Origin of the sequence: Saccharothrix obliqua (assembly GCF_019375475.1) — a bacterium.
In the GTDB taxonomy this organism is placed as follows: domain Bacteria; phylum Actinomycetota; class Actinomycetes; order Mycobacteriales; family Pseudonocardiaceae; genus Actinosynnema; species Actinosynnema obliqua.
Genome location: NZ_JAHXGQ010000004.1, coordinates 582,625 through 600,797 on the forward strand (window position 1 = coordinate 582,625; position 18,173 = coordinate 600,797).

15 protein-coding genes, 2 pseudogenes and 1 riboswitch are annotated in these 18,173 nt (G+C 73.4%); of the genes and pseudogenes, 4 read left to right on the top strand and 13 right to left on the bottom strand.

Translation table 11 applies throughout. The annotated features are described in order from the left end of the window. Positions 1-52: 52 nt before the first annotated feature. Together KZQ38_RS15995 and KZQ38_RS16000 are read right to left on the bottom strand one after the other, a co-directional pair. Positions 53-1,246 carry a helix-turn-helix domain-containing protein gene (locus KZQ38_RS15995; protein ID WP_219442783.1) on the bottom strand — a complete coding sequence of 398 codons (1,194 nt, stop codon included), beginning with the start codon at positions 1,244-1,246 and terminating at the stop codon, positions 53-55. An 87-nt stretch (positions 1,247-1,333) separates the two neighbouring features. Then, positions 1,334-1,636: a hypothetical protein gene (locus KZQ38_RS16000; RefSeq protein WP_219442786.1), complete on the bottom strand. Its 303-nt coding sequence runs from the start codon at positions 1,634-1,636 to the stop codon at positions 1,334-1,336. 88 nt (positions 1,637-1,724) lie between these two features. On the opposite strand from KZQ38_RS16000, the gene KZQ38_RS16005 reads away from it, so the two are divergent. Then, on the top strand, positions 1,725-2,171 hold the full coding sequence (locus tag KZQ38_RS16005; RefSeq protein WP_219442788.1) for an NUDIX hydrolase: 447 nt from the start codon (positions 1,725-1,727) through the stop codon (positions 2,169-2,171). Between the two features lie 67 nt (positions 2,172-2,238). On the opposite strand, the gene KZQ38_RS16010 is transcribed toward KZQ38_RS16005, so the two are convergent. Beyond that, on the bottom strand, positions 2,239-3,246 hold the full coding sequence (locus tag KZQ38_RS16010) for a prenyltransferase/squalene oxidase repeat-containing protein (protein WP_219442790.1): 1,008 nt from the start codon (positions 3,244-3,246) through the stop codon (positions 2,239-2,241). 240 nt (positions 3,247-3,486) lie between these two features. Beyond that, positions 3,487-3,632 (bottom strand): annotated as a pseudogene (locus KZQ38_RS36205) (5-methyltetrahydropteroyltriglutamate--homocysteine S-methyltransferase); the annotation flags it as partial. On the opposite strand from KZQ38_RS36205, the gene KZQ38_RS16020 reads away from it, so the two are divergent. Next, entirely contained in the window at positions 3,570-3,734 is a 165-nt protein-coding gene (locus KZQ38_RS16020; protein WP_219442792.1) for a hypothetical protein, read from the top strand. The pseudogene KZQ38_RS36205 and the gene KZQ38_RS16020 overlap by 63 nt on opposite strands. Here KZQ38_RS16020 and KZQ38_RS16025 read toward each other — a convergent pair. Further along, a pseudogene (locus KZQ38_RS16025) lies at positions 3,719-3,859 on the bottom strand (hypothetical protein); the annotation flags it as partial. The gene KZQ38_RS16020 and the pseudogene KZQ38_RS16025 sit on opposite strands and share 16 nt — an antisense overlap. 11 nt (positions 3,860-3,870) lie before the next feature. Next, positions 3,871-4,036: riboswitch (cobalamin riboswitch) on the top strand. Between the two features lie 409 nt (positions 4,037-4,445). Between KZQ38_RS16025 and KZQ38_RS16030 the strand changes: the two are divergent. Continuing rightward, positions 4,446-5,918 (top strand): aldehyde dehydrogenase family protein, encoded by a 1,473-nt coding sequence (locus tag KZQ38_RS16030; RefSeq protein ID WP_219442795.1) that lies wholly within the window; start codon positions 4,446-4,448, stop codon positions 5,916-5,918. Positions 5,919-5,965: 47 nt separating this feature from the next. Then, positions 5,966-6,985 carry an enoyl-CoA hydratase/isomerase family protein gene (locus tag KZQ38_RS16035; RefSeq protein WP_219442797.1) on the top strand — a complete coding sequence of 340 codons (1,020 nt, stop codon included), beginning with the start codon at positions 5,966-5,968 and terminating at the stop codon, positions 6,983-6,985. Between the two features lie 19 nt (positions 6,986-7,004). On the opposite strand, the gene KZQ38_RS16040 is transcribed toward KZQ38_RS16035, so the two are convergent. The 8 genes from KZQ38_RS16040 to KZQ38_RS16075 form a co-directional block, all read right to left on the bottom strand. Next, complete coding sequence (locus KZQ38_RS16040) at positions 7,005-8,528, bottom strand: fused response regulator/phosphatase (RefSeq protein WP_219442799.1); 1,524 nt, start codon at positions 8,526-8,528, stop codon at positions 7,005-7,007. After that, positions 8,525-10,246 carry an ATP-binding response regulator gene (locus tag KZQ38_RS16045; RefSeq protein ID WP_219442801.1) on the bottom strand — a complete coding sequence of 574 codons (1,722 nt, stop codon included), beginning with the start codon at positions 10,244-10,246 and terminating at the stop codon, positions 8,525-8,527. Before KZQ38_RS16045 ends, KZQ38_RS16040 begins: the two co-directional genes overlap by 4 nt. Beyond that, positions 10,243-11,259, bottom strand: coding sequence for a SpoIIE family protein phosphatase (locus KZQ38_RS37100; RefSeq protein ID WP_308258429.1), 1,017 nt, complete (start codon positions 11,257-11,259; stop codon positions 10,243-10,245). The genes KZQ38_RS16045 and KZQ38_RS37100 overlap by 4 nt, the downstream gene beginning before the upstream one ends. After that, complete coding sequence (locus tag KZQ38_RS16055; protein WP_219442804.1) at positions 11,256-11,669, bottom strand: ATP-binding protein; 414 nt, start codon at positions 11,667-11,669, stop codon at positions 11,256-11,258. The genes KZQ38_RS37100 and KZQ38_RS16055 overlap by 4 nt, the downstream gene beginning before the upstream one ends. After that, complete coding sequence (locus tag KZQ38_RS16060) at positions 11,666-12,031, bottom strand: STAS domain-containing protein (RefSeq protein ID WP_219442805.1); 366 nt, start codon at positions 12,029-12,031, stop codon at positions 11,666-11,668. The genes KZQ38_RS16055 and KZQ38_RS16060 overlap by 4 nt, the downstream gene beginning before the upstream one ends. After that, positions 12,031-12,879 carry an STAS domain-containing protein gene (locus KZQ38_RS16065; RefSeq protein WP_219442807.1) on the bottom strand — a complete coding sequence of 283 codons (849 nt, stop codon included), beginning with the start codon at positions 12,877-12,879 and terminating at the stop codon, positions 12,031-12,033. Before KZQ38_RS16065 ends, KZQ38_RS16060 begins: the two co-directional genes overlap by 1 nt. A 154-nt stretch (positions 12,880-13,033) precedes the next feature. After that, positions 13,034-13,321 (bottom strand): STAS domain-containing protein, encoded by a 288-nt coding sequence (locus tag KZQ38_RS16070; RefSeq protein ID WP_257901436.1) that lies wholly within the window; start codon positions 13,319-13,321, stop codon positions 13,034-13,036. Further along, positions 13,321-18,000 (bottom strand): SpoIIE family protein phosphatase, encoded by a 4,680-nt coding sequence (locus tag KZQ38_RS16075; RefSeq protein WP_308258440.1) that lies wholly within the window; start codon positions 17,998-18,000, stop codon positions 13,321-13,323. Before KZQ38_RS16075 ends, KZQ38_RS16070 begins: the two co-directional genes overlap by 1 nt. Between the last annotated feature and the right edge of the window lie 173 nt (positions 18,001-18,173).

An 18,173-nucleotide genomic window follows, 5' to 3' on the forward strand; every position in this document is an offset into this window, starting at 1 on the left:
CAGGGAGCCGACCGCACAACCGGCGGTGTGCACGGTCGCGACCTCGACGCCGTCACCACGCGGTGAGTTCACGCAACCGCTCCACGGTCTCTCCCATCGCACCGTAGGTACGGGGCGAGACCTCGGTGACGACGTCGCGGGCGCGAGTGAGCACGACCGCGGTCCGCTGATCCGGCTTCAGCTCGGAGAGGGTGGTCAAGGCCAAGGTGACGCCATCGAGCGGGTCACCGGTGGTGGCTTCGAGCACCGCGCGATCCAGTTGGATCAGTGCCGGGTCGATCACCAGTCGGGGCTCGGCCGCGTAGGTCGTCAAGGCGTGATCCTGGGCGGCGCGGGCCCGTGCGACGTCGCCGAGGTTCGACAGCGCGCCGGAGGTGTAGAGGGCGAGCCGGCCGTGGCTGAAGCGGTAGGCGGCGTGGGGATCGTCGCCCGTGCGCGAGTCGAGCTGGTCGGTCAGGCGGCGGGCGTCGGTGAGCGCTTCGTGCACACCGCGTGCGTCACCGAGCCTGCCCAATGCGCGAGCCTCGGCGGCAGCGGCCAACGCGGCTGCGTCGCAGACCCGACCGGCGGTCAGCTCACGCGCCCGGCGCGCCAAGACCACTGCCTGATCCGGCGTTTGGTAGTAGTACGCCAACATCGTCTGCTGGGCCAACACCAGCGCTGCCAGCAGTGAATCCTCGGCATCATGAGCGACCAGCAACGCCGTGCGGTACCAACGACGTGCTCGGGGAATACACCCTTGCCTCATGTGGGCGTCGGCCACCAGCAAGGTCAACATGGTGAGGACAACCGACAGCTTTCGGTGCACCGCGAGCGGAAGGCGGCGCACGGCCAGCGCATGAACCTCCGTGAGATCGGGGATCAACGAAGCCAACGCCTCGCTCGGACCGATACGCGTGTATGCCGTGAGGTGGTCAAGAACCTGCTGCTCGACCACCTCCAACCTCGCAGCGGACGTGGTGTCCGAGAACGCCTGATCCAACCGCATCCGTAGTTGTTCGACAGGCCCGCCTTCAACATGTCCCGAACTGTCATCGACGGGTTGTCCGGCGAGGAGTCGGTCTAGTTGATCGGCGTCGACTTGGAGGGCGTGGGCGAGGGGTTGGCGCTGTTCGGGCATCGGGGTACTAGTTCCGGATTCCCAAGTGCGGACAGTACGGGCGTTGACGCCGACCGCCTCGCCGAGGCGTTCCTGGCTGAGCCCGACCTTGATCCGCTGCCGTTGCAGCGACTCCCGCCGTCCCATCACGCCCCCTCCAGTTCCCGGAGCGGACACGCTAGCCCAAGCACGAAAAGATCAGCAGGCCGCAAGCGTTTCCCGACGATTGACCACTCAATCAGGGTAGAAGGTTCTCCTCAAGATTTCCGCAGGATCTCCTGGTCTTGACCTCATCGTTTCGACGACAGGGCGATTGTCCGACAACCGGTAGCCGCCGCCGACATCCCCGACCTCGCCGTCCGACGCATCCACGAGCGCGGCGCGCACAGCCGCTTCGAAGCCGGCATCACCACCAGCCGGGCGGAAGCCGAGTTGTACGCGGACACCGCTCACCGCCTGATCCAACGCGACTACCCGGTATTCGCGATTGATACGACGAAAACCACGACAGAGCAGGTCGTCGACATGATCACCCAACGAATCGCACAACTGGCGGCCGGTCCACCAGGCGAATCACAGACCGCGTAAGCTGCGCCGGGTCTCGAACCGCGATCTACGAGGACCCATGGCCGACCGACACCTGATCGACGTCCACGTCCTCCTCGTCCGCGACGACGACATCCTGCTCACCCGGCGCCGCGACACCAACCCCCTCTTCGACGGCCTGTGGCACCTGCCCTCCGGCAAGCTCGACGCGGGAGAGTCCGTCCTCGACGCCGCCGCCCGCGAAGCCGAAGAGGAAGTCGGCGTCCACCTCGACCCCGCCGACCTGCGCCTGGTCCACACCCTCCACGTCAACGGCTCGGGTCCCGAACCCCGCCTCGGACTCTTCTTCGAAACCCGCCGCTGGGTCGGGGCACCGACCAACCGGGAACCCGACAAGTGCTCCGCGGTCCGCTGGTTCCCCCTCGACAACCTGCCCGACCGGCTCATCGACTACCCGGCCGCCGGCATCCACGCCTACCGCGCCGCGACCACCTTCAGCACCCGAGGCTGGACTCGCGTGCGTTGAGGAAGGTCTTCGACCGTGCGGGTGGTTCGGTTGGCCCGCAGCGTCTTGCGGTTCGACTTGTGCCAGGTCACGGGCAGGCCAGCACCGGGGCGTCGGCCGTTCCGCCGCTGTGCAACCGGAACAACGGCCGACCGGCCAGGCCGAGGACGCCCTGCGTCGTCGCCTTGACCATCGTGGCCGGGTCCGCTCCCGTCGCCTGGTAAGCGATCGCGCCCCGCTGCTCGACCGGCCCGGAGCAACCCACTTGGAGACCCACCAGGAGTTGCTTCGCCCGGTGCGCCGCGAACAGCCGCCCGCCCGCCTTGAGCGCCTGACCGGCCAGGCCGGTGCTGTTGGCGTTGGACACGCCGATCCCGAACCCGCCGTCGGCGTGCTGAACGCCGACCAACCAGGACAGGCCCTGCTGCGCCCGGCCGTGCCTGCCCACCGCCTGCAACGCCTGGGTGACCATGGCGGTGGAGTCCACGTCGCTCACGCACGGCGTCGCGGCGAGGTCGAGCGGGAAGCCGCCGTCCGGGCACTGCGTCCCGACCAGGAAGTCCACCGCCGACCCCGGCACGCCCGCCGCCGTGCGGTCCAGCGCGAGCAGGGCCAGCGACTGGCTGAACGCGTTGCTGTAGTCGCCGAACGCGGAGACGTCGGAGAAACGGCCGGAAGGCGTGAGCAACGCGCGCAACCCGGCGTCGAGGTCCACGCCGCCGAACGCGGCGGGGTCCTTCCCCGCCACCTGCGCGGCGAGCATCAGCTTGGCGTGCGCACCGGCGTACGCCTCACCGTCGGCACCGACGTAGCCGGTCGTCACGTCGGGTCGGGCGAGCCACGCGATCGCGCGATCGGCGTAATCGTCGGCCGTACGGGCGGCGGCGAACGCAAAGACCGCGTCGATCGTCATGCCCTGGCTCGGGTAGCGCACGCCGCCGAAGTCGACCTCGATGCGCTCGCCGTCGGCCATCTGACGGGCGAGCCACCCGGCGGCGGCGTCGGCGTGGTTGTGGGTGCTCGGCGTGGCGGCGGCCGGAGCCGGCAGCGCCAGGCCGAGCAGGAGTGCGACAACGGCGAGAAGACCACGTCTCATGGACGGTTGAACCCTTTCCCGCGAACCACGACAGGAGTCGGTGGGCAGGCGTGGTGCGGGAACTCGGGCTCGCCGCCCCCGGTGAGGGGGCGGCACACCGTTGCGGGTCAGCGCCGGGTTCGCACCGGACTTCCCCCGCCACCACGCATTCGGTTGGTCCGCCCAGCTTGTCACCCGGGCGGCAGGCGTCAATCAGCCGTTCGGCGTGCCGAGGCTCGCGCGAACGCGGCGGGCCGCGCCGACCCACAACCGGTCGCCCGCACGGACCACGCCGCGGCGGCGACGAGTTCGGCGACCTCGTCCTCACCGGGCACGCGGGGCGAGTGGATGTCGTGCACGCCCGGCCCGACGCCCCGGCCGAACCCCGCAACGCGGGCATCGCCGAGACGGCCTCGACCGCCGTGCGCGCCGACACCTCCAGCGCCGCGCCGGTCCAGCGCTCCGGTACCGCGCCGACCAGGAAATCGGTGTCCAGGACGTGGTCGTAGTAGGAGAACGTGTTGGACGGGACCGACTCCTGGCCCGCGCCACGCGGTTTCCGCCCACGTGGCGGCCCGCGGCTCCGCCCGCCGCGCAGCGAATGGGAAACCGGGATCATGTCGCTGGTCGACATGCTCGGACGTCCTACCTTATGGTGTCTCCAGGTCCGCGGTGCAGGGAAGCCGGTGCGAATCCGGCACGGTCCCGCCACTGTGACCGGGGAGCGCGAGACCGCGACGACGTCGGTCGGGGAAGCCGGGGTCGCGCGGTGATCCGGGAGTCAGACACCGGCCGCGGATGCCCGTGTAGTCCACGAGGATGGAGCGCACACATGTCGGTCTCGCCCCGCCACTCCCCCGGTTCGCGCCACCGCCGACCACCCCGGTAAGGCCAACCGCGCCGGTCGCGAACGCCGCGATCGAGACGCCGCCCGACCGCCGCCGGTGAGCGGCTCCCCGGACCGCCGCCGGTAGCGGCCGCCTCCCGGCGCGCCTGCTGCTGGGCACACCGGTGACAGCGCTCCCGGCCGCCGGGTAGCGGCTCCTGGTCGCCACGGGTCGAGGCTTCGGGTCGCCGCCATGCGGTACTCCGGCGGCCGCCCCGGGAGCCCCCGTCCCCCGAACCGACTCATGCCACCGGTGGCGGCTCTCCTCGGCCGGAACCGGTCCCTCCCGCGCCGCGCCCCGGAAGCGCCGGCGCCCTGTCCACGTGGAGCGCGCATGTCCAGCACACGCGAGTTGTGCCACTACATCGGCGGACAGCCGGTGCGGGGTGCGTCCGGCCGGTTCGCCGACGTCCACGACGCCAGTTCGGGCGCGGTCGTGGCGCGGGTGCCGCTGGCGTCGGCCGACGAGGTGCGGCACGCCGTCGCGACGGCCGAGCGCGCCCAGGTCGACTGGGCCGCGTGGCACCCGCGACGCCGGGCGCGGGTCCTCATGCGGTTCCTGGAACTGGTGCGTCACGAGGTCGGCTACCTGGCCACCGCGCTGGCCACCGAGCACGGCCGGACCGTCGCCGACGCCGAGGGCGACGTCCAGCGCGGACTGGAGGCCGTGGAGTTCGCGGCCGGCGTGCCGCACCTGCTGCGGGGCGAGTTCGCGGAGTGCGCGGACGTCGACGTCCACTCGGTGCGCCAACCGCTCGGGGTGGTCGCGGGCATCACGCCGGCCGACTCGCCCGCGATGGTTCCCCTGTGGCAGGCGGCCCCGGCTCTCGTCTGCGGCAACGCGTTCGTGCTGAAACCGTCCGAGCGGGACCCGACCGTGCCGCTGCTGCTCGCGTCCCTGCTCACCGAGGCCGGCCTGCCGCCGGGGGTGTTCACCGTCGTCAACGGCGATTCGGTCGCCGCCGACGCGCTGCCGGTCGACCCGGGTGTGGCGGCGGTGGGCTTCGTCGGCGCCGCCCCGGACGCGCGCCGCGTGCACGGGATCGCCACCGCGGCGGGCAAGCGCGCCCGGTGCTCCGGCCGGGCGAAGCACCACCTCGTGGTGATGCCGGACGCCGACCTCGACGCCGCGGTGACGGCGCTGCTCCAGGCGGGGCGCGGGCCGACCGGCGGGTGGTGCACGGCGGTCCCGGTCGGCGCGGCGACCGCGACCGCACTGGTGGCGGCACTCGCCGACCGGCTGCGGGAGCTGACGGTCGGCGCGGCGCACGACGGTGCGACCGACCTCGGCCCGCTGGTGTCGGCCGACGCGGTGCGCCACGCGCGCGACCACGTCGAAACCGGTGTGGCGGAAGGCGCGGAGCTGGTCGTGGACCGGCGTGACGTGGTGGTTCCGGGCTACGCCAACGGCTACTACCTCGGCCCCGTGCTGCTCGACCACGTCACCGCGGACATGCGCGTCCACCACGAGGACGTGTCCGGACCGGTTTTCACCGTCGTGCGCGCGGACGACTACGAGCACGCCGTGCGCCTGGCCGGCGAGCACGGCGACGGCGCGGCGATCTTCACCCGCGACCGGGACGCCGCGCACGACTTCTCCTCCCGCGTCGACACCGGCGTGGTCGGCGTCAACGTGGTGGCCCCGACGACGTACCACGCGTTCAGCGGCTGCGGCGACCCCGAGCAGCACGGCCTGGCCGTGATCCGCTTCTGCACCAGGGCGAAGACCGTCACCGAGCACTGGTCCGCCGGGCGGGGACCGGTGGCCGCCGCGGACCCGGTCGCGTGCCACCGCGCGCCGGGTTGAGAGGATCGCCGGGGAAGGACCGACACGCGGGAACCAGAGGTGGCGCAGTGGACGACGTGCTGATCCGGGTCGAGCGCGGCCTGGGCCGCATCACCCTCGACCGCCCGCGGGCGATCAACGCCCTCACTCACGCGATGGTGCGTGCGATCGACGCCGCCCTGGTCGAGTGGGCCGACGACGACGGTGTCCGCGCCGTGGTCGTGGACGGTGCGGGCGAGCGCGGCCTGTGCGCGGGCGGTGACATCCGCTCCATCCACGACGACGTGCGCGCCGGCGGCGGCGCCGACACGCTCGCGTTCTGGGCCGACGAGTACCGCATGAACGCCCGCATCGCGCGTTTTCCCAAGCCCTACATCGCCTTCATGGACGGCGTCGTGATGGGCGGCGGTGTCGGGGTGTCGGCCCACGGCTCGGTGCGCGTGGTCACCGAGCGCACGAAGCTCGCCATGCCGGAGGTCGGCATCGGGCTCGCGCCCGACGTCGGCGGCACCTACCTGCTCTCCCGCGCGCCCGGCGAACTGGGCACCTACGCCGCGCTCACCGGCACCACGCTCACCGGCGCGGAGGCGATCGCCTGCGGGCTGGCCGACCACCTGGTCCCGGCCGACCGCCTGCCCGCGCTGCTGACGGCGTTGGCCGACGACCTCGACGCGGTGGCCGCGCACGCCGGCACACCGGGACCGACGCGGTTCCGGCCGTGGATCGACGAGTGCTTCGCCGCGGACTCGGTGGAGGAGGTCCTCGACCGACTGGCCGCGTGCGGCCAGGACGCCACCGCCGCCGAGATCCGGACCAAGTCGCCGACCGCGCTCAAGGTGGCGTTGGCCGCGCTGCGCCGCGCCCGCGCGCTGCCGGACCTGGAGTCCGTGCTGGAGCAGGAATACCGCGTGTCGGCGGCGTGCCTGCGTGGCCACGACCTCGTGGAGGGCATCCGGGCGCAGATCATCGACAAGGACCGCACGCCCCGCTGGCAGCCCGCCGCGCTGTCCGAAGTGGACGACCACGTGGTGGCCGCCCACTTCGCGGAACCGGAGGTCCCGTTCACCCTGGCCGCGCACCGGCGTTGACCGCGGGCGGCGCCGGGGGTCAGGTGGCCAGGCGGAAGGCGAACAACGCGATGTCGTCCTTCTTGTTGTGGCCGAAGCGGTCCAGGAGGGTGTCGCAGAGGACGTCCATGTCGGTGTCCGGGTGGACCGCGTCGAGCAGCAGGGACATGCCGTCGTCCAAATCGTCGCCCGAGCGCTCCACCAGGCCGTCGGTCGTGAGCAGCACCAGCGCGCCCGGCGGCAGGTGGACGCGCGTCGACGGCGGGCGGGGCAGCCCGATGCCCAGGATCGGACCGCGCACCTCCAGGTAGTGCGAGCCGGTGCGGTGCGCGACCAGCGGCGGGATGTGGCCCGCGTTCGCCACGATCGCCGACCCGTCCGCCGGGTCCACCAGGAGCAGGCACATCGTCGTCAGGCCCTTGATGGCGTGGAAGCGGGACAGCATGGCGTCGAGCTTGCGCAGGATCGTCGCCGGGTCCTCCTCCTCCACGGCGTACGCGCGCAGGGCGTGCCGCACCTCGCCCATGATGGTCGCCGCGCCGATGGAGTGGCCGCACACGTCGCCGATCGCGATCAGCAGCCGGTCGCCCAGGCGGGTCACCTCGTAGAAGTCTCCGCCGATCTCGGCGTGCGCGGACGCCGGGACGTAGCGGGCCGTCATCGGCAACGCGGGCACGCTCGGCAGTTCCCGGGGCAGCAGGCTGCGTTGCAGCACCAGGGCCAGCTTGTGCTCCTCGGTGTACGCCCGCAGCCCCTCGGCGGCCAGCACGGTGGCCTGCGCGAGCTGCACCAGCAGGTTGCGGTCCTCGTCGGTGCCCACCGCGGCGGGCGGCACGGCCAGCAGCACCGCGCGCTTCGGCGCGCTCCTGGCCACCACCACCGCCGCGGGTGTGCCGGGGTCCCACGGCGGGTCGGCCACGACCGACACCCCGGTGGGCAGGTCCTCGAACTCGGTGCCCCGCCCCACCGCCACCTCGCCGTCACCCGACGTGCGGGCGAACCACCGGCCGCCGCCGTCGACGGTCGGGCCGATGGCCGCGGCGGGGCTGGACAGCACGGTCGAGGCGGCCCGCGCGGCCTCGGCGACCAGGGTGTCGAAACGCGTGGCGGCGTTGATGGCCATGGTGCCCGCGGTGAGCTTCGCGAGCCGGTCGGCGAGGCGTTCGGCCAACGCGCGGGCGCGGTAGTACCGCAACGCCGCCTCCACCGTGGCCATGAGTTCGCCCGCGTCCACCGGTTCGGTCAGGTAGGCGTCCGCGCCCCGGTTGAGCCCGGTGATGCGGTCCTCCGCCTCGCGGAACGCGGCCGACACGTGGACGACCGGGATCGCCGCCGTGCGCGGATCGCCCTTGACCCGCTCGGCGACGTCGAACCCGCTCATGTCGGGCAGGTCGACGTCCAGCACGACGATGTCGAAGTCGTGTTCCGCCAACAGGTCCAGCGCCTCCCCGCCGGTCACCGCCTCGGTCACCCGGTGCCCGCCGCGACGCAGCCAGCTCGCCCGCACGTAGCGGCTCGCCTCGATGTCGTCCACGACCAGCACGTGCGCGCTCTCGGTGGTCACCGGGTCGCCTCCGATCGCGCCACCCGGCCTGCTTCGCGCAGCGCCCGGCGCAGGGTCGACGGCGCGATCACCGTCGAGTTGAGCACCACGGCCGACAGCCCCGCGGCGACGCGCTCCAGGTCGGCGTCACCGCCGGCCGCCACCACGACCACGGGCACCGCGCGCAGCGCTTCGTCGGACCGCAGGAACGCCAGGATCTCCGGCCCGCTCACCCGCGGCACGTCGGCCGCCAGCACCACGACGTCGGGCCGCCGCTCGCGGACCCGCTCCAACGCCTCGCGCCCGTCCTTGACCTGGACCACGGTGTCCGCCACGCCGTCCAGCGAGATCACCACCCGCGCCCGCACGGCGTCGTCGGCCTCCACGACCAGCGCCACGCCCGCGTTCACGACGTCGTTCTCCGAGCGGGGCAGGCGCAACGTCACCTCCGTGCCCTCGCCGGGCGTGCTGCGCAACGCGATGTCGCCGCCGAGCAGCCGGGCGAGCCGACGTGCGTAGGGCAGGCCGAGCCCGGTGCCGGCGACACCGACCTGGAGCCGTCCGGGCACCTGGTAGAACTCCTCGAAGATGCGTGACTGCTCCTCCGGCGGGATGCCGATGCCGGTGTCGGTGACCGTGAAGCTGACGGTCCCGCTGTCGTCGTCGGTCCGCGCGCTCAACCGCACGGTGCCCCGCTCGGTGAACTTCAGCGCGTTGGACAGCAGGTTGCGCAGGATGCGTTGCAGCAGCACCTCGTCGGAGACGAGCGGCAACGGCGTCGGCCGCTGGTCGAAGACCAGCTCGACCTCGGGGCTGCGGGCCATCGGGCGGGACGCGCCCTGCAACTGGGCCAGCACCAGCGCCACGTCCACCGGCGCGTACTTCGGCCGCAGGCTGCCCGATTCCGCCTTGGCCGTGTCCAGCAGCTCGTTCACCAGCGCCAGCAGCGTGCTGCCCGCGTCGTTGACGAGGTCGATCTGGCGGCGCTGCTCGTCGGTCAGCGGGTCGCCGCCCGGCGCGGTCAGCAGCCGGGTCAGGCCGATCACGGAGTTCACCGGCGACCGCAGCTCGTGGCTGATGTTCGACCAGAACCGGGTGCGCGCCTCGGCGGCCTCGCGGAGCTGGTTCGACTTCTCCTCCAGCTCGGTGTAGAACGCGACGACACCCCGGTTGGTCTGCTCCAGCTCGTCGGACAGCTCCTTGTGCAGCGCCAGGACGCCCTGGTTGGTCTCCTCCAGCTCCGCGTTGAGGCGCACCAGGTCCCGGCGCTTGGCCTCCAGGGACTCCAGGGTCTCCAACAGGTCCCGGTTCTGCGCGCGCAACTGCTCCAGCACGTCCGCGTCGGGCAGCGCGAGCATGTCCCGCAGGCGGGCGACCTGCTCCGGCGTGGGGCGGGTGTGGGTGCGCGGCAACGACTTCACCAGTTCCACGCCGTCGTCCCGGACCACCACCTCCTCCAGCAGCCGCCGCGCGGTGTCCCAGCCGGGACCGGACGTGCCGACCGCGTCGATCGCGATCACCAGCGCCGGCGCGGGCGCGGCGGGCAGGCGGAACACCAGTCGCGTGGTCGGCCGCGCGGCGATCAGCTCCCGGCCGACGTCGCTGAGCGCGGTCGCCACCCGGATCTGGTCCTGCGGGTCCAGGCCGACCACCGCCGCGACCTCGCGACCGCACTGGCGCAGCAGGAACACGTCCGCTTCGCGGGCGACGGTGAACCGCAGCAGCTCGTCCGGGCTCACGTCGCCGCCACGAGGGCGCTCGCGTCGTCCTTGCGCACGCCCGCGTCCCGGACCAGCGTGACCGCCAGCAGCAGCGGGTCGGTCACGGTCACGACGTCGTCGGCCGTCCAGCGCTCGGTGAGGCCGTCGGAGTGCAGCACGACCAGCGCGCCGGGCGGCAGCTCGTGCTCGAACGCCTGGATCGTCCGCGCCTGGTACCCGGCGATGCCCGGCACCGACACCATGGCGCGCTTGCGGCCACCGGCCAGCACCGCGCCCGCGATGTTGCCCAGCCCCGCGAACCGGACCGAGGCGCGGTCCGGGTCCACCGCGGCCACGGCCACCGCGCCGCCCCTGGTGCCGCGCAGCTCGCGGTGCAGCCGCGCCACGACCGCCTCCGGCGCGGTCGGCTCCTCGGCCCGGAAGGAGCGGACGGCGGCCTGCGCCGCGGACGCTGCCAGCGGGCCGTGCCCGGAGCCGTCGCACATCATCAGCCACAGCTTCCCGTCGACCCGGCGCACGGCGTAGGCGTCACCGCACACGTCCTCGCCCGCGAGCGGGCGCGTGACACCCGCGGCGCCCGGGTCCACGACGAGGTCGGGCACCCCGCGCACCCGCCGCTGGAACCGGGCGGACAGCACGGTGCCGCGGCCCCGGTCCGTGGTGACGTCCAGGTGGTCGGCGCTGCGCGCCACCACGCCCAGGCCGATCCCGAGCGTGCCCGCCGTCGACTCGCCGTCGAGCATGGCGCGGTCCAGGTCGGGTATGCCCGGACCGCGGTCGACGGAGACCACCTCGACCGCCGCCAGGTCGTCCGCGCGCAGCACCCGCACCAGCACGTGCCCGCCACCGGCGTGCCGGTGCAGGTTCGTGCCGATCTCGGTGACGGCCAGCCCGATCTCGGCCACCCGCGACTCGGCGAACGCCAACCGCTCGGCCAGCGACGTGGCGATCCGCCGCGCGCGCCCGACGTGGGCCGCGTCCTCCACCCGCACCCAGGCGACGTCCTCCGCGACCGGGAGGCGCGCGGTCACCCCCGCCACTTGACGACCGTCACCGTCGTGCCGCGGCCGACCTCGGTGTCGAGGTCGAACTCGTCGACGAGCCGGCGCGAACCGCTCAGCCCCAGCCCGAGGCCGCTGCCGCTGCTCCAGCCGTCGGCGAGGGCGAGCGTGACGTCCGGGATGCCGGGGCCGTCGTCGTGGAACACGGCACGCACGCCCTGCCGCACCCCGTCCGTGACCACCTCGATGCGGGCCACCCCGCCGCCCCCGTAGACGAGGGTGTTGCGGGCCAGCTCGCTCGCCGCCGTCACCAGCTTGGTCTGGTTCACCAGGGACAGCTTCACCCGTTGCGCGTAGGTCCGCACGAGCTGGCGGACCCGCACCACGTCGTCGTCGCCGGCGATGGGCAGTTCCTCCGGCTCACCGCCGGCGGCGGTCACCGCCGGCCCCGGCGCTGCTCGCCGAGGATCTTCAGGCCGCGCTCCAGGTTCAGCGCCGTGCGCACGTCGCCCAGCGTGAGCCCGAGTTCGACCAGGGTGATCGCCACGGCCGGGCGCATCCCGACGACCACCGTGGTCGCGTCGAACAGGCGTGACAGCGAGGCGATCGTGGCGAACATCCGGCCGATGAAGGAGTCGACGATCTCCACGCCCGAGATGTCGATCACCACGCCGTGCGCGCCCGTGTCGGAGATCCGCTGGGCCAGGTCCTCCTGGAGCGCCAGCACCGTCTGGTCCTGGAGGTCGATCTGGATCGACACCAGGAGCACCCCGCCGATCTCCAGGATGGGTACGCGTTCCATCAGCGCACCCGGTCGGCCGCGACGACCTCGACGCCTTCGCTGCGCAACGCGTGCCGCAGCGCGTCGGCCAGGGACGCCTTGGTGGTGATGTCGCCGAACTCGATGCCCAGCGCGACGATGGTCTGCGCGATCTGCGGCCGGATGCCGGAGATGGTGCACTCCGCGCCCATCAGCCGCGCCGCGAAAGCGGTCTTGAGCAGGTGCTGCGCGACCTGCGTGTCGACCGCCAGCACGCCCGTGATGTCGATGATGGCGTGCTCCGCGCCGGTCTCGACCAGGCTCTCCAGCAGCTTCTCCATCACCACCTGGGTGCGTGCCGAGTCGAGGGTGCCGACCAGCGGCACGGCGAGCACGCCCTCCCACAGCTTCACCACGGGTGTGGTGAGTTCGAGCAGCTGCTCCGACTGCTCCGCGATGATCTCCTCGCGGGCGCGGGCGAACGTCTCGAAGGTGAACAGGCCCAACGCGTCCAGCAGCGACGAGAAGTCCATCAGCTCGCGGAACAGGTCGGGGTCGGCGTCGTGCTCGGTGAGTTCGAACACGACCCGCTTGAGCGCGAACACGCTCGACGCGGTCTCCGACGGCGTGTAGCCCGCCCGCGCCCGGGTCCGGGACAGCTCCGCGAGCAGCGATCTGATCTCCGCGTACCGCTCACCGCTCACGTCGCGGCCGTTGTCCCCGACCACGGGGAGGAGGGCGGTGTACAGCTCCCGGGACTCCCGCTCCAGCTCGGCCGCCGTGACACGCCCGCGCAGCGTTGCCGCGGCGGCGCGCACCCACTGCTCCAGGACCTCGTCCCGACGCTCCCGCAACACGACGACCAACCGCCGCTCGCCCACCCCAACCACCAGTACCTCCTACGCAGCGCTTCCGAAGTGACAGTAGCCGTTCGGACCACGGCTCCCGGTCGGGCACCGCCCAACGCCCACCGGGCCTAACAATCCCCAAAACGAGCGATGTTCAACCCTCACCGCGCGTGCCGACCCGGTAGCCGTCAGTCGGTCAGTGACCGTCCTGGACGGTGGTGAGGTCGGCCAGGCCGGAGATGGTCAGCACGGTGGCCAGCACGCGTGGCGCGAGCAGGTGGATGCGGTCGACGTGGGTGAACAGCACGTGCAGGCCGGCGCTGTCCAGGTACTCCACGGCGGTGAGGTCCACGACCAGGGGGCCGGTGGTCCCGGCCAGTGCCGCCGCGAGGGTTTCGGCGTTGGTCATGTCGATCTCGCCGACCACGGTCAGCAGGGTGGTCCCGTCGGGGCGCCGACCGGGCGTGATGGTGAGCGGAGTCATCAGGCGATCCTCGTGTGCATGTCGACGGTGGTGCCGGAAGGTCCGGGAGTGATGGTCACCTGGTGCATGAGGGCGCGCATGATCGCGATGCCGCGCCCCCGGTACGGGCGGTCCTCGGGGCGAGGGGGTCGCCAACGGCCGTTGTCGGTGACCGTGACGCGGAGGCTGTCCACGAACGCCTCCACGCGCAGTCGCACGTTCCGGCCCGGGGTGTCGTGGTACCCGTGCTCGATGGCGTTGGTGCACGCCTCGCCGGCGGCCACCAGCACGTTCTGCGCCGGCTCGCCGGCGAGGCCGCAGCGGTGGAGCCAACCACGCAGCTCTGCGCGGACCAGCGCGAGCTGGTCCGCCCGCGCGGGGAAGGTCAGCTCCAGCGGCGCGGGGTGGCGGTAGAGCAGGAGGGCGACGTCGTCCTCGAAACCCGTGTCGGGCGCCAGGATCGTCATCAACTCGGTGGCGAGGTCGTCCACGGCGCGGCCCCGGCCGCCCTGGACGGCGCGGCCGGCCTGGTCGATGCCGATGTCGAGCGACCGGCGGCGGCGCTCCACCAGGCCGTCGGTGTAGAGCAGCAGCGTGGCGCGTGGCGGGATGACGTGCTCGCCCTCGGGCCGGGGTCGACCGGTGCGCACGGCCAGCGGCAGCGAGCGGCCCTGGTCCAGCAACGCCGTGGAACCGTCCGGGTGGACCAGGATGCCGGGCGGGTGGCCGGCGCTGGAGTAGGTCAGCCGTCCGCTCGCGGGGTCGAGGACGCCGCAGAAGACGGTGGTGCACATGGCCCTGGGCACGCCCTCGGCGAACTGGTCGAGCGCGGTCAGGGCACGGGCCGGGCTGCCGTCCTGGAGCAGCAGCGCCCGGCAGGCGCTGCGGAGTTGCCCCATCACGGTGGCCGCCTGGAGCCCGTGACCCACGCAGTCGCCGACGACGATGCCGATCCGCCCCTCGGGCAGCGTGACGACGTCGTACCAGTCGCCGCCGACCTCAAGGGGCCGCGTGGCGGGCTCGTAGCGGGCGGCGAAACCGTCGGGCAGCCGGGACGGGCCGAGGATCGCGCGCTGGAGGGCGATCGCGGTCCGGCGCTGCTGGTCGATCTGGTGGATGCGGGCGAGCCCCTGGGCGAGGTGGCCGGTCAGCAGGGTCAGCAGCAGCCGGTCCTGGTCGGTGAACGGCCGGTGCTCGCCCAGCTCGACCCACAGCGCCAGGGGGCCGTGCGGGTGGTCGAGCAGGATGCCCGCGCCGGTGTGGTCGACGACCGGCGTGCGTGCCGAATCGCGGTGCAGTCCGGTCAGCGCCCGCCGGCGCTCCTCGGGCAGGTCCGACCAGTCGGTCCCGGCGTCGGTGGTGGTGACGGCCGGTTCGTCGGGCGGCCCGAACACCGCGGCGACCACCCGCCGGGCGCGCCAGAGCCGGTGCAGCTGCCCCAGCGCCGCAGCCAGCGCCTCGGACAGCCCGGTCACCTCCGACAGGCACGTGCTCAGGGCCGCCAGCGCGTTGTCCCGCTGGATGGCGTGGTGCTCGGCGGTGACGTCGCGGAACGTGCCGACGACCACGCGACGCCCGGTGTCGGGGTCGCGGGTCTGGTTGAACGTGGCGGTCACCCACAGCCGTTGGCCGTCGCGGCGGGTGACGGGGATGGTGTAGCTGCCCTGGTGCCGCGCCATCAGGTTGGTGAAGGCTTCGGCGACCTGCCGGTGGGCTTCCGGGTCGGTGGTCGCGTCCGGCCACCACGGGTGGTCCGGCGGGTAGGGCAACCCCTCCGGCCCGTAGCCGAGGATGTCGGTGAACGCGGTGTTGATCTCGATGACCGCGCCGTCGGCGTCGCAGACGAAGAACGCCTCCTGCAAGGAGTCGACGATCGCCGTGCGCCACCGGGCGTGGTGGTTGCGCAGCCGGGCCATGTCCGTCGTCGCCCGCACGCGGGCCAGCAGTTCGGCGGCGGCGAAGGGTTTGACGAGGTAGTCGTCCGCGCCGGCGTGCAGCCCCTCGATGGCCGCCTCCTGACCGGCACGTGCCGACAGCAGCACCACGGGCACCGCCGCCGTGCGAGGGTCGGCCCGCAGCGCCGCCAGCAGGGCCAGCCCGTCCAGGTGGGGCATCATGACGTCGCTGACGAGGAGGTCGAAGGGTTGCGCGCGCACGGCCGCCAACGCCTGCCGCCCGTCGGCCACTGCGGTCACCCGGTAACCCGCGCCACGCAGCAGGCGGGTCAGGTACTCGCGCATGTCGGCGTTGTCGTCCGCGATCAGCACGTGTGCCGCGGCAACGCTTTCCGCGGTTTCCGCGGGAGGCGTGACGCGTTGCGCCGTCGGGGTCGAGGGCAGCCAGCGCAACGCCTCCTGCACGTACGGGTCGGCGGCGGCGGTCGCGCCCGTCGGCGGCGTGACCGGCGCGATGGCGTCCGCCGGGAGGTGCGCGGTGCCGAACGGCACGCGGACGGTGAAGCGGGTGCCCTGGTCGCTCTCGGCGGTGATCGTGCCCCCGTGCAGGCCGACCAGCTCCTTGACCAGGGCCAGCCCTATGCCGCTGCCCTCGTTGGAGCGGGCCCGGGTGTTCTCGATGCGGTGGAACCGCTCGAACAGCCTGGGCATCTCGGCGGCGGGCACGCCCACGCCGGTGTCGGTCACCGTGACCACCGCGTCGTCGCCGTCCGCGCGCACGGCCACGTGGATCGAGCCGTCGAAGGTGAACTTCAACGCGTTGGACAGCAGGTTGAGGACCACCTTCTCCCACATGCCGGGGTCGACGTGGACCGGGCGCGGCAGCGGCGGGCAGTCCACCCGGAAGGCGAGGCCGGCCTTCTCCACGGCGGAGCGGAACACGGCGGCCAGCTCGGCGGTGGCCGCGGCCAGGTCGACCGGTTCGAAGCGGACCCGCACCCGGCCCGCCTCGATGCGGGAGAAGTCGAGCAGGGTGTTGACCAGCTTGCCCAGCCGCAACCCGTTGCGGCGGATGACCTCCAGCTCCTCGCGCGCGCCGGTGTCGGTGTCGGCCAGCCGCCCGCGCAGCTCCTCGACCGGGCCCATGATCAACGCGAGCGGGGTGCGCAGCTCGTGGCTGATGTTGGAGAAGAACGTGGTCTTGGCGCGGTCCAGCTCGGCCAGCTCCTCGGCCCGGCGCTGCTGGGCCTGGTAGCTGCGGGCGCCGGAGATGCCGCCGGCGACGTGCCCGGCGACCAGTTCGAGGAAACCCCGGTACCCGGCGTCGAGCGGCCGGTGGCGGTTCAGCCCGGCGACCAGGAACCCGTACGGCGTGCCGCCCCGGCGCAGCAGCGGGACGACCAGCGCCCGCACCGGCGGTCGCGCCCAGTCGCCGCTGGGGAGCGCGGGGAACGCGCGGGGGTCGAGGTCCACCGCCACCGCCTCGCCACGGGCGGCCGGTGCGGTGGGCCACCGCGCGGTGTTGGGGTCGGTCGGGGTGAGCAGGGGCGGGTCGGCAGCGGCGGACCCCGGCAAGCCGGTCGCAGGCACGGCCGGATCAGCAGCCGCGGACCCCGGCGCACCGGTCGGGGCTGGCGCGGGAGGGTCGGCAGCCGCAGACCCTGGCGCGTCGGTCGGAGCGGGTATGGCCGGGCCGGCAGCGGCGGACCCCGGCGCATCGGTCGGGACTGGCGCAGCCGGATCGGCAGCCGCGGACCCCGGCAAGCCGGTCGGAGCGGGCACGGCCGGATCGGCAGCGGCGGACCCCGGCGCATCGGTCGGGGCTGGCGAGGGAGGGTCGGTCGCGGCGAGCCCGGTCCGGTCCGGTGTGGTCGGCATCGGCGGATCGGCTGGCGCGGGAGGGTCGGTCGGCGCGAGCCCTGGCCGGACCGGTGCGGCGGGCACGGGCGCGTCGTCCGCGGTTGGCAGCGGCGAGGTGGTCAGCGCGTGCGGGGGCACGTCGGTCGAGGCAAGCACCGGTGCGTCGGTCGCGGCGAGCACCAGCGGGTCGGTCGAGTCGAACACCGGCGCGTCGGCCGCGGCGAACGCCGGCGCGTCGGCCGCGGCCAGGGCCAACGGGTCCGCCGCGGCGAGCAGCGGCGGGGCCGCCGGGTGCCCGGCGGGCATCCCGGTCGACGCCGCCAGCCGCGCCCGGCCGTCGTCGTCGAACAGGTAGGTCAGGGTGAACGGCAGGTCCCGCGGGTTGGCGGCCAGCCGGTGAGCGGCGAAGTCCAGCACCTCCTGCTCGGTGCGCACCGCGCTCGGGTCGGAACCGAGGTCCCGCAGGGTCGCCATCCGACGTTCGCCGATCACGCGGTCGGTGTCCTCGCTGACCACGCACAACATCCCGGCCACCGCGCCGGAATCGTCACGCAGCCGGCTGTAGGAGAAGGTGTGGTAGGTCTCCTCCGGGTAGCCGGACCGCTCCAGGAACAGCAGCAACGCCTCGTCCCAGGTGGACTCCCCCACGGTCAGCACGGTGTCGATGCGCGGCCCGATGTCGTCCCAGATCTCGGCCCACACCTCGTCGGCCGGTCGGCCCAGCGCCCACGGGTACTTGCGCCCCAGGGTGTCCCGCTTGTAGGCGGCGTTGCAGAAGAACGTGAGCTGCGGCCCCCACGCCATCCACATCGGGAACCGGGACGAGAGCAGGATGTTCACCGCGGTGCGGAGGCTCTGCGGCCACTGCCCGGGTGGTCCGAGGGGTGTCGCCGCCCAGTCGACGGCCGCCAGGTCCGGCCCCACCTCGGCGTCGGCGGCGAACACGGCGGCCCGCGCGATCGGCCGTTCGCCGGAACCGATCCCCTGGGCGGAACCCCGCGGGCCGCTCCCCTCGACGCCGACCCCCGCACCGGCCACCTCGGCGGAATCCCGCGCGGCGGTCCCTTCGCCGGCGGTCTCCGCCCCGGCGGCCCCCGAGCCGGTCCCGTCGGCGGCCC

Bases quoted from the DNA above. Each gene is read 5' to 3' on its own strand.
- KZQ38_RS16070 (WP_257901436.1), bottom strand. From the start codon at position 13,321: ATGACTCCGCTCACCATCACGCCCGGTCGGCGCCCCGACGGGACCACC.
- KZQ38_RS15995 (WP_219442783.1), bottom strand. From the start codon at position 1,246: ATGGGACGGCGGGAGTCGCTGCAACGGCAGCGGATCAAGGTCGGGCTC.
- KZQ38_RS16010 (WP_219442790.1), bottom strand. From the start codon at position 3,246: ATGAGACGTGGTCTTCTCGCCGTTGTCGCACTCCTGCTCGGCCTGGCG.
- KZQ38_RS16060 (WP_219442805.1), bottom strand. From the start codon at position 12,031: ATGGAACGCGTACCCATCCTGGAGATCGGCGGGGTGCTCCTGGTGTCG.
- KZQ38_RS16030 (WP_219442795.1), top strand. From the start codon at position 4,446: ATGTCCAGCACACGCGAGTTGTGCCACTACATCGGCGGACAGCCGGTG.
- KZQ38_RS16005 (WP_219442788.1), top strand. From the start codon at position 1,725: ATGGCCGACCGACACCTGATCGACGTCCACGTCCTCCTCGTCCGCGAC.